The organism is Algoriphagus sp. 4150, from assembly GCF_031457395.1.
In the GTDB taxonomy this organism is placed as follows: Bacteria; Bacteroidota; Bacteroidia; order Cytophagales; family Cyclobacteriaceae; genus Algoriphagus.
In genome coordinates this window covers 80,875-96,494 of sequence record NZ_JAVDWS010000010.1, presented here as the reverse complement: position 1 = coordinate 96,494, position 15,620 = coordinate 80,875, and the positions used below count along the sequence as shown (strand labels likewise).

At 40.8% G+C, this 15,620-nt stretch carries 12 protein-coding genes; all 12 read right to left on the bottom strand.

Going from position 1 to position 15,620, the window contains the following annotated elements:
* Positions 1-92 precede the first annotated feature (92 nt).
* The 12 genes from J2X69_RS13935 to J2X69_RS13880 all read right to left on the bottom strand — a co-directional run bounded on the left by J2X69_RS13935 (position 93) and on the right by J2X69_RS13880 (position 15,614).
* Positions 93-1,328 (bottom strand): hypothetical protein, encoded by a 1,236-nt coding sequence (locus J2X69_RS13935; RefSeq protein WP_310104293.1) that lies wholly within the window; start codon positions 1,326-1,328, stop codon positions 93-95.
* On the bottom strand, positions 1,325-2,506 hold the full coding sequence (locus tag J2X69_RS13930; RefSeq protein ID WP_310104291.1) for a glycosyltransferase family 4 protein: 1,182 nt from the start codon (positions 2,504-2,506) through the stop codon (positions 1,325-1,327). The genes J2X69_RS13935 and J2X69_RS13930 overlap by 4 nt, the downstream gene beginning before the upstream one ends.
* Entirely contained in the window at positions 2,503-3,864 is a 1,362-nt protein-coding gene (locus tag J2X69_RS13925) for an oligosaccharide flippase family protein (RefSeq protein ID WP_310104286.1), read from the bottom strand. The genes J2X69_RS13930 and J2X69_RS13925 overlap by 4 nt, the downstream gene beginning before the upstream one ends.
* A 169-nt stretch (positions 3,865-4,033) precedes the next feature.
* Entirely contained in the window at positions 4,034-4,753 is a 720-nt protein-coding gene (locus tag J2X69_RS13920; RefSeq protein ID WP_310104284.1) for a WecB/TagA/CpsF family glycosyltransferase, read from the bottom strand.
* A gap of 21 nt (positions 4,754-4,774) precedes the next feature.
* Positions 4,775-5,875 (bottom strand): glycosyltransferase family 4 protein, encoded by a 1,101-nt coding sequence (locus J2X69_RS13915; RefSeq protein WP_310104283.1) that lies wholly within the window; start codon positions 5,873-5,875, stop codon positions 4,775-4,777.
* A 260-nt stretch (positions 5,876-6,135) separates the two neighbouring features.
* Positions 6,136-7,347, bottom strand: coding sequence for a glycosyltransferase family 4 protein (locus tag J2X69_RS13910; RefSeq protein WP_310104281.1), 1,212 nt, complete (start codon positions 7,345-7,347; stop codon positions 6,136-6,138).
* A gap of 8 nt (positions 7,348-7,355) precedes the next feature.
* On the bottom strand, positions 7,356-8,507 hold the full coding sequence (locus J2X69_RS13905; protein WP_310104278.1) for a glycosyltransferase family 4 protein: 1,152 nt from the start codon (positions 8,505-8,507) through the stop codon (positions 7,356-7,358).
* A complete protein-coding gene (locus J2X69_RS13900) occupies positions 8,508-9,443 on the bottom strand; it encodes a glycosyltransferase family 2 protein (RefSeq protein WP_310104275.1) in 936 nt (311 codons plus the stop codon). It abuts the gene before it with no gap.
* Positions 9,444-9,445: 2 nt separating this feature from the next.
* Positions 9,446-10,666, bottom strand: coding sequence for an O-antigen ligase family protein (locus J2X69_RS13895; protein ID WP_310104272.1), 1,221 nt, complete (start codon positions 10,664-10,666; stop codon positions 9,446-9,448).
* Between the two features lie 76 nt (positions 10,667-10,742).
* The gene (locus tag J2X69_RS13890; protein ID WP_310104269.1) at positions 10,743-11,888 is read right to left on the bottom strand and encodes a glycosyltransferase family 4 protein; all 1,146 of its coding nucleotides are present in this window, start codon (positions 11,886-11,888) and stop codon (positions 10,743-10,745) included.
* Positions 11,881-13,113 carry a glycosyltransferase gene (locus J2X69_RS13885; protein WP_310104266.1) on the bottom strand — a complete coding sequence of 411 codons (1,233 nt, stop codon included), beginning with the start codon at positions 13,111-13,113 and terminating at the stop codon, positions 11,881-11,883. The genes J2X69_RS13890 and J2X69_RS13885 overlap by 8 nt, the downstream gene beginning before the upstream one ends.
* 59 nt (positions 13,114-13,172) lie before the next feature.
* Positions 13,173-15,614, bottom strand: coding sequence for a polysaccharide biosynthesis tyrosine autokinase (locus J2X69_RS13880; protein WP_310104265.1), 2,442 nt, complete (start codon positions 15,612-15,614; stop codon positions 13,173-13,175).
* Positions 15,615-15,620 lie beyond the last annotated feature (6 nt).

The following is a 15,620-nucleotide window of genomic DNA, read 5'->3' as shown; positions in this document are numbered from 1 at the left end:
AAATCAAGATCTGTTTTCAACACCAAGGCATCATCCATGCATTGCCACCTAGCTTCCTAGCTTCCATATTCACCTGTTAGGCATGGAGTCCATCAACCCTTATTCTTCTCCGTAACCAATGCGTTGAAAATCCCCTCATATTGACTGACTATTTGGGCAGGTTCTACCTCTGACCAAAGTCTGTTTTCGTGGTTGGGCTGGCTAATGTCGGGGAATTGCAGGAAAAGCTTTTCCAAACCATTTTCTATTTGTTGCTGATTGGTATTATCGAATAGATGGAAGCCTTTTTCATTGGAAAAATAATCCGCTGTAACCCCTTTAGTTGGAGATAATGCGATAATTGGCTTTTTCAACGAAGCATAATCAGATAATTTACTAAGCATCAGGATCCCTTCAGGATATTGAGCTTCGAGTATCATCAAAAAATCGAATTCTGCTAGCCGTTGTATCATTTCAACATACGCTAGAGGATCATGGATGAAAATCGACTTGTTCAGCCCCCTCGATTCAATTTCCATCAAGAATTTCTCCTGAACTACTCCAAATACATGGAATTCGAAAACTATGCCTTTCTTTACCAACGAATGAAGAGATTGCAGCAGAAGGTCTAATTGAATATTGTTCAGCATATTGCCCGCATGGGCGACTCTGGGAACCTGACCCGGATTATGGTTCAACGAAAATTCCGGATAAAACCCGATATGGGGAATGATCTGTACTTTGGAAGAAAGGCCTTTTAAATTGGTATTCAAGAAATGGCGGTAAAGTCCTTCTGAAGGGAAAGTATTCATGTCTACCTCACTGAATGCCTTTCTGGAGATATATCTAAAAAAGAACGAGCTTTTGGCAGAGACGGGATGTCCTAAAGGCCGGATATCATCTGTAGGATCGTTCCAGTTGGAAATAATAGGGATACCCCAGCTTTTGGCAAGTCTCAACCCCAGCAAATGAGGAAAAAGAGATGGCATGCGGGTCATAATTAAATCAAATGGCTTATCCTGACTCAGTTTATAGGCTATTTTCTCCGCATCAATCCCCCATCGAATACCCTCCACAGGAAGTTTATAGTTGAGCAGCCCCTTCACAGACATGAGCACATTATTCAAAAATGATCGCTCTTGGATTTCAGGGTAATGCACTTGATCTTTCAGAGAAGCCCATGCGGCTGACCATGCATCTGCATAGTAGGTAGTTGCGGGACGGGCTATGACTTGTATATCATGCCCCTCATTTTTCAAAGCCATCGCCAACTTTGCATTTACCAACGCTTCAGAAAATTCGTATGGTGGAAACGCAGTGGTAATAAAAAGGATTCTATAGGTACTCATTTGTAAAAGCCGAAGGTCCGAAGTGTTTTCCTGACAGGCCTGATCAAAAACTGTGGCAGAGATGGGAAATCCCCTAGGATTTCTTTCTCTAATACCTGCGTACGTTTTGCTTTTGGGGCATCCATTCCCTTTTTAATGACCTTCATGTAGGACGCTATAGTAGTATCAATTGAATATTTCTCCACTATTGTCCGAATAGCCTTTTCTCTCATTTTAAGAACTCTATCCGGATCATTATAGATTTCCAAAATATTAGCAGCAAACTCAGCGGTATTACCCGGAGTTGCCAAAAAGCCATTTTCACCATGCTCTACAATCACATCAGTTTGTCCCACAAGCCTATAGGCTAATGGAATCAACCCACAGACCATTCCTTCCTTTATCACTAAGGGACTACCTTCAAACTTGGATGGAAAAAGTAAAAAATCATATGCTGAGAGCACTTCATACACCTTCTCAGGAGCAATGGGATCCTTAATATGAAGGCTGTCTTCTAAACCATTGTCATTTATCCTTTGAATCAACTCTTCCCTGTCGGGCCCCTCACCATAAAAATCCACACAAATGTCTCCAAGTTTGTCTGAGAGCAGATGAAAGATTTCAGGTATATCCAATACGCCTTTCTCGCTATTTGCAAATCTCCCTAAAAACACGAATTTTTTATTCCTGTTTTCTATTGTTTTAAGGCTAATCTTCGGGATATCCAATCCGTTTTCGATTACGTGAACCAAGTCTGCATTCACTCCGTATTCATCGGTCAACCTGTCCGCCAGCAGTTCACTCACACTGATAACAGATTGGACTTGAGACAAATTGAAAGATGCGTTGTATAACATGGAATCCAAATTACCGTGTACAATTGGGAAAATCCTCGTTGATTCGGGTAATAATCCTAAAATACTCTGCACGCAGGGCACATCATTCAAAAACAATAATTGATACTCTCTTAAGTGCGTCAAAACTCTATACGCATGGCTAACCTTACTCTCATAAGGACGGGGAAGTATTCTCACCACTTTCACCCCCATACTTTCAAATTTCTCACTCCAAAGACCTTTCTTGTCTACTTCAATAACAGTGGGCTCTAGCCCCTGCAGCTTAAAACCTTTGTAAAGGTTAAGAATAACGCGTTCTACCCCTCCTATCATCAGAGCGTATGTTACTATTCCTACTTTCAAAATATCTGGGATTGAATGGATGATTTTTTATAGAAATTAATATAAACCCAAACTAGGACGAGCAAATAAACCAGAAAAGCAATAAGTCTTGCGAGAACCAGCCCCATTGAAGAAAGGGATAGCAAGGCAAAGGTAAGGCCTATAAAGCAAATACTCCAAGCTCCAAAGATCAGTAAGCTAGTCCAGGTTCTTCCAGTTGCTACCAGCACATTATTCAATACAATACACAGTGACTGTGGGATTAGGGTAAATACCGATACAAATATCAACATCCCTGTTCCGGCGTATTCCGGACCATAGATCGTGGCTATACTCTCACCAAAAATCAAGAAGACTAGGCATATAGGAATGAAAACGGCAATGATCGTAAGTGAGGCACTTTTAACGATCCTGTTGACTTGGTTGTATTGTTTCTTGGCCCATAAGTCGGCGAATATGGGCAGAAAGCTGCTAACCAGAATATACGTAATGAAAATCAAGACATTGAACCATTGGTTTGCCACATTGAAATCCGCCAAATCATCGTAGCCTCCTCCACGGGTAGCCAGTAGTGACATTGTGTACCAATTGGTGGGGAATATCAAAAGTCCTGACAACAGGGAAGGCAAGCTATAGTTGAATAAAATCTTGTATTCCTTCAATGCTCCGGAAAACATAATCTTCAATCTGGAGCGGGTAAGAAGTTTTCTGACCAAGTAGAAGGTAGCCAAATAAGTAATCAATGGCTCTACTGTCATGCCGAGCACCGCACCGAAAAAACCAAACCAATAAGTCAGAGCAATCTTGACCAAGGTGAGAAAAATTCCCAGTGCAATTCCCAAAAATGAATTCTCCTTAAAAGCCTCAAGTCCATTGACGACACCATATTGTGCTCCATTCAAGGAGCCGAACAGCATACCCGCAGCCATCAATCGTAGACTTCCCTCAAGGTGAGGGGCTTCCAAAGAATTCTCTGCCAACAGCCCGGCAGTCAGCTGGACTATAATAAAAATCAGGAGGCCTAAAGCACCCGAAAACAAAAAGGACAACCCTATAATTCTCCCTGCCCTGGGTTTATCCAAATCCCTGAATTCAGCAATATGCTTGGTGGCTGTCTGAGAAATACTGAATGTAGTAAACATACCAAACATGGCAATTGTACTGTTCAGCATACCGAATTCACCATATGCCTCCTTGCCTATCAATCGGATAATGATCACCGTTCCGATAAAGGAAACCCCTTTGCTGAAAAAATTAAGAACCGCATTCCAAAAAGAACCTCTAAGGATTCGTTTGAAAATCTCAGATGAAAAGGCCCGCTGTAAAAGAGCATGTATTTTAGGATAAGCGTGAAACTTATCAATCCAATCGTTATTCATTAATTAAAGGAAAACCAACATAGAGGTGTCTGCGCGCCCGGCGATGTGCCGGATTACTTTGTAATGGTGGATATGAAATTGATACACTGTGGATTTTTCACTGAAATAAGAGAATTTCTTTCAATTGTAGTTTGAAAAAAATGACGCTACAACACTGCCAAACCGTAAACTAAGTGGAAGCGGAATAACGGGAATTGATTAGATAAAAGATGAATTTTGGGCTTGAAATAAAAGTCCTTTTCCATAAGCGTCTTGGTTCATTCACCAACCTTGGCAACCATTCAAGACCAAGATCAATCCAGACTTTGCTTGGCCGCTTGACTGTGCCGGCATAGAAGTCAAAAACTGCACCAATTGAACAGATAATATTCACATCAAGCAGGGCTTTATTCTGAAGAACCCATTTCTCCTGTTTCGGTGCTGTCATCCCCACAAATAAAACATTCGGATTAGCATCGGAGATGGCGTTCTGTATATCCATATTATCCTGCTCATCAAACTCCGGTTTGAAAGGAGGACTATAGCAATGGAATTCTATATTGGGATATTCGCTTTGTAATCTGATTTTGATTTTCTCCAAAGTCTCATCCGTAGAACCCAAATAAAATGCCTTGCCATGATTTTGGTTTAATAATCCAAGCAAATGTAGATGAAGATCATATCCGGCTACCTTCCTGATTTTGATGCCATACAAAAATCTACTAGCCCATACGATCCCAACCCCATCAGGTAATAGCAGATCTGAAGTGGTCAAAGCTCGTTTGAACTCAGGATCTTCTTCCGCTATACAGTAGGAATGCGGATTTATAGTATTAATTACACATTGATTGCCCGTCAAAGAGACCGGCAACTGGGTTTGTATAATATAATCTTTAAATCTTACCTCCATTATTTTAAACTTATATCTTAATCATTTACTTACCAAGGCTCTATTTATCGTAGTTAAAAAGTTTTTCTCAAACTTCTCAACGGTGAATTTTTGATTGAAATCCTCTAATGCCTTCTTGCCTAGGGTAGACCTCAGATCTTTTTCCTTAAACAATTTAATAATTGCCACTGACAATTGCTCAGGATTTTTAGAATCAACAATAAGACCATTTATACTATCCTGAATAATAGAAGGGATTCCGCCTTCACCCGTAGTAATAATAGGGAGTCCAAAAGACATAGCCTCCAAAATCACCAACGGGAAACATTCCTTTCGATAGTAGGTAGGAAATACGAATATATCAGCAGACCGGATCAGTTGGTCTTTTTCTTCGCCGTACTTTTTACCCAGATACACGGCTTCATCAGCTATCCCCAAGCTATCAATTTTCTCCTGTAACTGAGCAGAAGAAAAATCCCCCTCGCCTCCTACAATTTGACATTTTACCTCTATTCCCGCGGATTTAACCAGCACGAGTGCTTTGAGCAAATCTACCAATCCTTTCTCAATAAGAAGATTTGAAAGGAACAGGATTGTAAAAGGAGCTTTCTCCGGCTTATTACCTGAGCTGAGTGGAGAAGTGGGAATTCCGTTGGCACAAATGTGAACTCGATCCGCAGCCACATATTTACTGACATCGGGATACAGCTCCTCTGCCAGTATGATTACTTCTGTATTCTTGAAAAAACGTTTGTATAGCCAATCATCAAAACCTGAGTCATGAAATCTGGCAACCCCCTTATTATGAAAATGAACTATAAACTTATTTGAAAGCAGTTTACACAACATGGCTAGAGGCCAGTCTTTATAAAAGCCCATACCACCGGCAGTCGGGGTCATGTAGGTGAATTCGGGCCGGACTCGGATTAATTGAATAAGAAGCCGGAAAAATAAACCCGCGATCCTGAAATACTTTGAAAATCCCTGCCCTCCGATTTCATCCACAGACAAGGAGGTATTCAAATTGATATAAGTAATGCTGTAGCAGTCATTTATTAATTTACTGTCTTGGAGATACTTACCCATCATTGACGCCCCATGAACAGGAGGAGGAACGGACAATAAAAAGAGGGCTTGCTTCATGCTGCTAAATCCAATTGGGGCACAAAGATAGTCCTTTTTCTTCTTCTCAATTGAAGAGGGTAGTTAAACTTCCGATGCTTGTGAAATCCGGCAATTAACCACACTGTAGAACGGGCTTATATGTCGGATAATCCTTTACAATGAGTCCTGACTGGCAGAAATCCCGTAACGGTCAACTTGACAAAAGGTAAAAATCATATACAATTCATTCATCAGCGGGGAAAGGGATTTCCTACATCATGAGATAAAAGTCCAAGAATCTATTTTTTTGCCGACTTGACCTTATAATCGGCAATAACCTTTTTGTAATACTCCAAAAACTGAGGGACAATCTTCTTATCAGAAAAATTCTCAATTACATGTTGGATAGCATTGGTAGAAATAGTGATTTTCTCCTCATGGGATAATCCCAATACATGTTCTATCCTTTCTGCAAGACCTTCCGCATCTTTGGGTGTTGCCAAAAAGCCATTTTTCCCATCTTCTATCAATTCACTCATCCCACCTTCGGAACTTCCAATCACCAGAGCTCCAGAGTACATTGCCTCTAGTGTAACCAATCCCATGGCTTCCCAATGTGAGGGAAATACAGCCACACTGTGAGTCTCATAGACGTGTACCAACTCTTGCTTGGTAATATGACCTATAAAAGAACACCAGGTATCATCCTTTAAGTCTTGTTGAAGATTTTTGCCAAATGTACCCAGCTTGCCGGCAATGGTAAGTGTCAGATCCACACCTTTCCCTTTCAAAAGCTTACAAGCCTCTACTAATTCACCGACTCCTTTTTCGTAAGAAACAGTCCCTACGTAAAGAATCTTCAAAGCAGCTAAGGATTCCTCTGATCTGGTAAATTTCCAGTTTTTTAAATTTATAGGATTGTAGAGTACCTCAATCTGATTTTGGGGAATATTAAAATAGGTGGAAGTCCAGTCCTTTAGACTATTGGAGCATGAGGTTATGTAATCAGCAAACCTCAGCATCCTTTTCTCAAAATAACCTGTGAAGAAATTGGGGATCATCCCCAACCTAAACTTGAACACTCCCCCATTGCTCCGATCCAAAAGAGAAGAAGTATGTAGACGGTAAACGACCGGAAAATCAAACTTTCTAAAAAACACAGATTCCGCACCAAACTCGGCAACTTCCAATACATCCACATTTTTTAATTTTAAAACTTCCCGAAGTACCTTCATGCGATACGAAAAAAATCTAAAGAAAATTCTAAATTTCTTCATCTGTATCATTCCCGGCTCTACTTCAGGAATTATAAAATCGCCTCCTTCGAGATTCACCTTGGTAAATTTACCGTTTACGGCCACAGTATATTGTCGGGTATCATCAGAGGCAGTAATCAATGTAACTTGATGTCCCTCCTCCAAAACCAAGGTAATTAGATCATGGAGATAGGTGGCTATTCCCCCTCCTCTTTTGGAGTCATGATATTCTCTTGAAACAAAAACAATATGCATGTCTATACCTATTTAACTTGTAAATTTCCCTTGTGTGCCAATATAGCTGAGGCGATCCTCTGGGCTACCTCCTTAGGTGAATAATTACTTTCGATTTTCACGGATTCCTTACCCATTTCAGATAAATCCTGCGAATGGAAATATTCTAGAGCCTCAAGAATAGATTCAGGATTTAAGGAGTCAAACACCTTACCATTCTTCCCCTCTTTGACCAACTCCGGATAGCAGCCATTATAAAAGGTGGTGGCTACAGGCAGGCCACATGCCATTGCCTCAGGCACCACAAGACTCCAGTTGTCCTCCAAGGTAGGCATGATAAATACATCTGCGTTCGCATAGTGTTGATAGATATCATCATAGTCCACCGAGCCTAAAATCCTCACTGAGGAATAAGAAGAAATAATTTCCTGAATCCTCCCCCGTAAGTCCCCATCCCCTATTACCAGCAAGACATCTTCGGGAAACCGTTTCGTATGAGTAGTCCAAGCCTCACACAATTCCAGTATTCCTTTTCTGAATATCAGCTGGCCTACAAAAAGATAAGTAATCCCTTTACCCTTTACTTCCTTTGTCTCTTTTTGTTTTATTCCTTCTACTCTTGAAGATAAATTAGCACCATCTGCAGACATGCAACCTTCGATTATAGGTCTATTTGCAGTGTTTATTTCAGCTTTTAGGTATTCAGCAGTCAATGAACCATTGGCGAGATAGCCCGTCACGAATCTATTGATCACCTTTCGGTATATTTTCCTCCAAATAGGACAATTTCTCTCTGTATGAAATGTGCGCTCATAGGCTATCCAAAAAGGAATTCCTCTTTTTCGGGCATAATATGCTACCACAGGCGTCCATTGAAAGAATCCCTCTCCTATTATTAAGTCAGGCTTGATTTCTGTAATAGCCCGAAGTAATCCTGATTGAAACGGGATTTGTACCCCCTGATTTGACAATTCGCCCTGACGGCCCAATCTCAAAAACCGTTCTCCTTCCAATCCATAAGAATTTGCTCCCAATGCCCGTGCTACTTTCTCGACTACACGTTCTGGAATACGACTTTTGGAAAAAAGCACATGAAAGTTCCCATTAAAGCAATTATTCAACTCTTCATAAAGTGGAACTCTATAATCTAAAAATGAGGGGTTAACCCAAAGTACTTTCATCTAAAAGGGTTGATATATTTTGGAAATTAACTTTTTGGAGATCTGGGCTGGCAATAAAGTTATGCAAAATAGTATCACCAATTTAAAACGTTCTCCCGAGTAGGCAAAGGATTGAATGAATTTCCTCCTGGCATGGCTGTTTTTCCCTACCTCCAGGAGTAAGATCCCCTTACTTTTCAACCATCTGCCCAAATAAAGGCTATAGCCTACCTTTCCAGCTTGCAGAGCAAAAGGTAATAAGTCCAGCATCTCTTTTCCGACCGGATCATTGTCTGTTTCACGAATAGTCGAGGCTCCTTCATTGGCAGCGTGAAAAATATACTTGCCTAAAGGGCGGGTGGAGTAAGCCAAACGATGACGAAGCATCAGGCGTGTCCAGGTAATCAGATCTTCTCCCGATTTGATCCCTACCGGAAAACCTCCCACTTCAATTAATGCATTCTTCTGAATGGCAATAGCCGAAGAATTGATAGGTGGGTGGGAGGTGGCAGCCACTTGAAAATAATTATCCACTACACCCTGTGTTTCTGGGAATTGAATATGATTTATAACAGCATATTCTGTTCTACCGGAGGTATAAAAAAACTTATACGATGTAGCCAACACTTTTTCATCAGGAAAAAGCTTGTGTAAATACCTGATTTCCTTTAGGAATTCCAGATCCCACTGATCATCAGCATCCAGAAAAGTAACCCATTCATATGAAGCTAACTCAACTCCCCGGTTTCTCGCTGCAGAGACACCCTGATTGAGCTGAGTCACCAGTTTGATAAGCGGATTATTCAGCTGCTCCACTAGCTCATGGGATGAATCTTGACTTCCATCATCGACTATAATGATTTCATCAGGGATTTCGATCTGATTAAATACAGATTTAAGGGTCTCTAGTATCGTCTCCTCTTTATTGTATAAAGGAATAATTAAGGAAATTTTCATAACTACAGATATGCCAGCCCTTTCTTGCTGGTAGAATACGTTATACCTATCATCGTGAAAAAGTAATTGGGAAAGAAAATGGTGTATTTGAGGATATTGTCCGAGTACATAAAGAAAATAAAACCGATAAAGAGTGTCAGTGTGGTGCCTAAAATGATCTTAAAGAGAGGTATAGTATCTTTAAAGTAAAGCTTCATAAGCTGAATAAAGGTTACCCCAAAAGCGCCCAATAGGCAAATCAATCCCAACCATCCATAATTATAACGCACAGATAGATAATCATTGTGAGCTTCGGCAGATTCCTCTCCTGCCAGTTCACTCAGCACGGCATTGTCGGATCTGGGTCCGTTTCCAAACAGAGGATTTCTCGCCAAACCGGGTTCCAAGCCTAATTGCCAAGCAGTTCTGCCGTTTGTATTAAGATCATTGCCAGCCTCGTAATAGTTCACGCTCAAGTCTGAAATTTCTCCTTTCCCATCGTGGAAGGTCTTTTTCTGAAAGGATTCTGAACTGAAAACTATTGCAAACAGCACAAGACCCAATAAAGCATACGGGATTTTTGAAGAAATACGCTCGTTGGAAAAGTGGGCTACAAAAGAAGTTACAAAAACCAAAATTGCCATTCTGGTCACGGAAAGGAAAGGCATCAGAAAAAGAATCAAGAAGACGATCAGAAATTTCTTATCCCTAAAAACGTAAAACACACCCAGCGAAACGATAGCCATAATATAAAGCAACATCGGGGTAGATGCCATATGCGGGGAATACCCCGTGACAATAAAGTACACTACAAATATCAGGAATATTACGGCAATCAGTCTTGCAAACTGCTGATAGGCCCAGAATAGCTTGGGCCAGGAATAGGTAAATGAGGAGGCGACAATACCGACAAGTATGGGCAGAACATATTGGATGGTAAGCTGTAATCCTATAAAGGAAAAATCAACCGATAAGGCGATAATCAGGTAAATAATCCAGAATATCCAATTGAGCAAAGGGAAAACAGGCCTTTGCATTGTGAATAGCAGATAAATCGTGACTAAAAAACAAATAATCCATGAAATCCCAGTCCAGTTAAATCCGAAAAACAGTCCCGGTAATACGGGAATTATAGAATTCAGATAAGGAATCAAAGAACAGAGAAACAGAGTATTGAAGAATAGTTTAAAATTCTTATCCGGAATTTCTGTCCTTATACTAAAAAAGGTGATTATCTGTTCCATCCGATAATTTGGAGTAACTCAGGGTTTATTTGTTGCAAAATGTAGAGAATAAGTGCGCAAGTTAGAAGGAAAATCTTTATGAATCAGACAAAAGGCCGTAAAGCTTGCCTACCTTCTTTTTGTAGTCCGAAAAATCAAATCTTGATTTGATGGATTCACGGGCTGCCAGCCCCAATCTGTCTCTAAGGGGTGCATCCTGTATCAAACGCTCCAGTTTTTCAGCAAGTTTAGCAGCGTTTTCCACAGGAAACAAAAGGCCTGTAAGTTGATCCGTAATTACCTCGGCTAAGCCAAAAGTATCTGCTGCCACTACGGGCTTGCCTATGCACATAGCCTCCGCAGCATATAGGCCAAAAGCCTCAAATCGCGACGGAACCACCACGATATCCATCTTTGCTGTAGCAGGCAAGACCTCACCGGGAGCCAATTTCCCGGAAAAATGAACAGCCTCGTCCAGTCCAAGGTCTGAGACCATTTTTTTTAGCCTGGGTTCATCCTCTCCTTCTCCATAAATCAAAAGCTGAATCCGCTTATTTTCTTTTTGTCCTAAGAGATGAAAGGCCTCTATCAAGGTATCCACCCCCTTTACGTAATTAAGCCGGCATACCGTCCCGATCCGGATTATTTCATCTGTCGGTTTCACAGGGGATAATTGCGATACTTGGAGATCAATAGCCCTTGTATCCAGGGAATTGTATATTGTGCAGTGGGCGGGGACCTTCTTGTAGTGCTCTTCCGTAGAAAACACATGGCTGGATCCAAACCAAGACTGCTCAGTACTCTTGGATACTGACAAAAAGGATGTACACAAGCTGGCGGCAGACCTTAAAATCATTCCCGCAAATCTGCCGTGGGATGCAGTTTTGGGTTGATGGACAGTAGCAAGTATATTCTTCACTCCGGCGAATCTGGCCGCTACAATGGGTAGCGCACCGGGAGCCACATATTGCACATGGAAAATAACCGGATTGAGTGTTCTGATAATAGTGGTTAGATCCCTGATAAATTGGACCGCTCCCAGTGAACGTGGCCATTTGAGTAAAGTGACGCCGGCTCCTACTTCTTCAAACTCCCGAACCATCACCGGATCAAATTCAAAATAGCAAATCAGATCCACCCGGTAATTTTCAAGCACCAGTGCTTTTACCAAATTTAAGGTTTGGATTTCAGTGCCTCCTACAAGGAGACAGGGGATACCTATTCCTACAAGTTTTTTAGACAAGACTTTTCAAATGATTGGCCAAAATCAATGCTTGATTTTTCCGTGTAAAGAAAGAAGGATCGGTATCCAACTTAGTTTTCCAGGTCCCTTTTAGATATTGCTGTACCGCATCAGTCAAATAAAACTTCATCTTCTCGACAGAATCAATGGTTTCCCCTACTTGATATGTTTTTATTAATGCATCGAGCTCAGAGGAATCTCCGGGGACGCATACAATGGGCTTTTTTACCCCTGCATACTCAAAAAACTTCGTAGTCAATACCCCTTCTCTCCCCTGATTGGTGATAAGAAGCAAAGCGTGGCTGTTATTCATCACAGAGACAACCTCACTTAAGGGAATTCTTGGAAGAAAGTTTACAAAAACCTTGTTTTCAGGGGTTAGATATTGGGTTATCTTGGAATACTCTACTCCATAGAAATTTATCTGAAAATCCTTTTCAGCCAACTTATTTTCCCTCTTCAACTCGGTAAGGGCTTGGAATAACACGGTTGGGTTATGGTACCACTCCCCTAAGATTCTACCTAAGTAGGATATGGTAAACTTATCCTGTTCCGGTGCTTTATCTGAAGGACGGAAGAGCTCATCGTCGTAGCCGTTGAAGACCACTTCTGTCTTTTTACCCAACTTCTTCAAAAGAACACTTTTGTGAAACTCCGATACGGTAATAATAAGATCGGCCCTTCTAGTACAGATGTATCTTCTGAAAAGCATTCTATTTTCATGAAGCTTTTCTCTCAGCCCACGTTTTTCGAGCATTTCCTGCTCGTAGATATCGCGAAAATCAACTACAAATTTACAACCCGTCTCTTTAGCCAATTTTTCCCCCAGGCTTATTCCCCATTGATCCGGAGCCGATGCGAAAATCAAATCAAACTTCTGCTCGGAAATCAACTTCCTCCCAATGGGTAAGGCCTTCTCATAAAACCCGGGAGGCGAAGAGTATTCAGGAAAAATAAAATGCTTGATTTTATCTTTCAGTGATCTTTTTTTAAGGTATGAATCTCCATCAGGAGTGCTTATCCTAATGACCCTATCATCAAGACCATCAGGAAGTGCCGCAGCCATACCTTCATTCATCACTTTATCCTCAGTAGGAAGAGACCTTGTCAAAATCCAAACTTCAATATGCTGAAGTGTCAGGTATTTTGCAAACATAGCCGCCCTCACCCCACCTACATAAGCCTGTGGGGCAAAGAAAGGACATATTATTAAAATTTTATTCAAGCTTTACTCATGTTTAACATGCCACGTCTTGGCAAGGGCTTAGCATAGAAAGGTAAGTATTATTGTTTTTTCTTGCCAAACAAACGACTTAGCTTGCTGGGTTTATCATCATTGTAATATCCGTAATCTTTCCCATAGCCATAGCCATAACCATAGCCATAACCATAGCCGTATCGGTGGTCAACTTGGAAATCATTTAGAACCGTATAGAGCTTTTTGATTTCTTCCTTCTCTCTCAGGCTCTCTACAACCCTAATATTGGCCTTGTCAGAATATTTATGTCTGAAAACAAAGATGTTGATATCCGAATATTTAAAGAGCTCTTTGGTTTCCGACACAAGACCTACAGGTGGGCAATCCATTATTACTATATCATAGCTTTCCTTGATTTCCTGCATCATTTGGGCAAAAGAATCCTGAAGGATAAGTTCAGCAGGATTAGGAGGGACAGAACCTGAAAGCAGGATATCAAAATTATCGAATCCACTGCTTTTCACAGCATCTCTCCAATTCATCTTCTTACTAAGCACCGTACTAATACCTTCTTTATTGTCCAAACCAAAATCCTGCGCAATTTTCGGTTTTCTAAGATCAAGACCGAGTAAAATTACTTTTTTACCGGAAAGCGCATATACTGAAGCCATATTAATAGCACAGAAAGTCTTACCCTCTCCCGATACTGAAGAAGTAAACAAAATGACTATTTTACTTTTTTCAGGCACCAGATATGACATGTCAGATCTCAATGATCTGAAAGATTCGGTCACCCCGGATTTAGGGCTTTCCAACACTACTCTGGAATGATCCATATTTCCTTTGCCTATAATTCCAAGGAAAGGAATGTCTACGTGCTTCTCAAGGAAACGTGGATCATCTACTTTATTGTTAAAGTAAGTCCTGATGGTAATGAACAGGAACGGTATCCCCAATCCGACAAAGAATCCAATGATAAGATTAAGTGTCTTTTTAGGGAAAACAGGCACCAAACTGGATCTGGCAGAGTTCAAAATGGAATTTTTCGGGAAATTCGATGCCTTGGTAATTTGGGCTTCGTAGAGTTTCTCCTGCAAGTAAACGTAAATAGACTCGTTTATTTGAAACTGACGCTGAATTCCGACCAACCTACGCTCTGTTTCAGGAAGTTTATTGATCTCTCCATCGATAGCATTTATTCGCGTAGTCAATTGTACGATGGTGGCCCGGATATTGGAAATTGCAGAATTGACATTTTCAGAAAGCACCTTTCTGGTATTGGCAATTTTGAGATTAATCTCTACTACTGCAGGGTTTTGGTCTGAATACTGAGCGGAAAGTCTTGTCTTTTCTGACTGAAGCTGGATAAGGTTGCCTACCATAGTGTTGAGCAGGCTATTATCCATATCCGAAATAGAAGGAGCCATAAGGGCATCAAAATTCTCCCTTTCCAGGTATTCCTTAAGCTGACTGTAGTACCTGAGTGATAGTTCAGCCTTAGCACGTTCATTTTCAAGATCCAATAAGCTCTCATACACTCTTGAGCCCTCTTCACTTAAGTTGAAGATCTTATTGTCAGTCCTGTATTGCTGTAATCGATTCTCAAAAAAGGTAAGAGAATCCGTAATACCACTAAGCTGATTTTGAATAAACGAAATGGTAGCATCTGAAGCACGGTTTTTCTCAGCAAGTTCCCTTTCCAAATAGGCCTCCATCAGATTGTTGAGGTAGTTTTCCCCTCTTTTTCTGATTCCGGAGTGAAGCGAAAGTGATAAAATCGAAGCTTTCTCATCTACCAACTGAACGGAAAGGTCATTCGCCATTTCCAATGCCAATGAAGGAGTATCAGTTATCTTAAAATAAATTTCCTCACCGTGCAGGCCTCCTGCATTTTTGACCGTAAACTTGCTGAAACTATTGACAATAAGAGAATCAAAATAGTAGGTTCCATCTAAAAGATGCTGATTGCTTAAGGCTGAATTATAAAATGGATCTGCCGGATTATAAACGGACAGTCCCTCTTCTGCTATATTAAGTTGAAACTTAGTATCATCGATCACTTTAAGTTTGAACAAGCCACCTACTACTTGAGGGTGCTTCCAGTCCACATCCAGCATGACGGGCGTATTCCCGTATACCTGAGCTTTCTGAAACATCCCCTCTCTATAATAGGAAACATTAAAATTAAGCTCTTTAAGCGCCTCTTCAGCTAGGAAAAGAGATTTTAGAATCCAAACTTCATTTTGGGTATTCATCTTACTGTTACCCAGACCTGCCGAACTGAACAAATCCGCCGTAATATCAGGCTTCTCCTCATTCAAGATAACCGTGCCATTGATCAAATACACAGGCATCGCATACTTATTGAAAAGAAATGCCAGGGCTACGCAGATAACAATGCATGCAAGAAACCATTTCCAGTTCTTGGTGTAATTGATAATAATGGCTCTGAGATCAAAATCCTCAGTGGATTTTGAAACCGTAAAAACGGGATAGTTAAATGGGTTATTTGGCTGATTGGTGGACATTTAGAA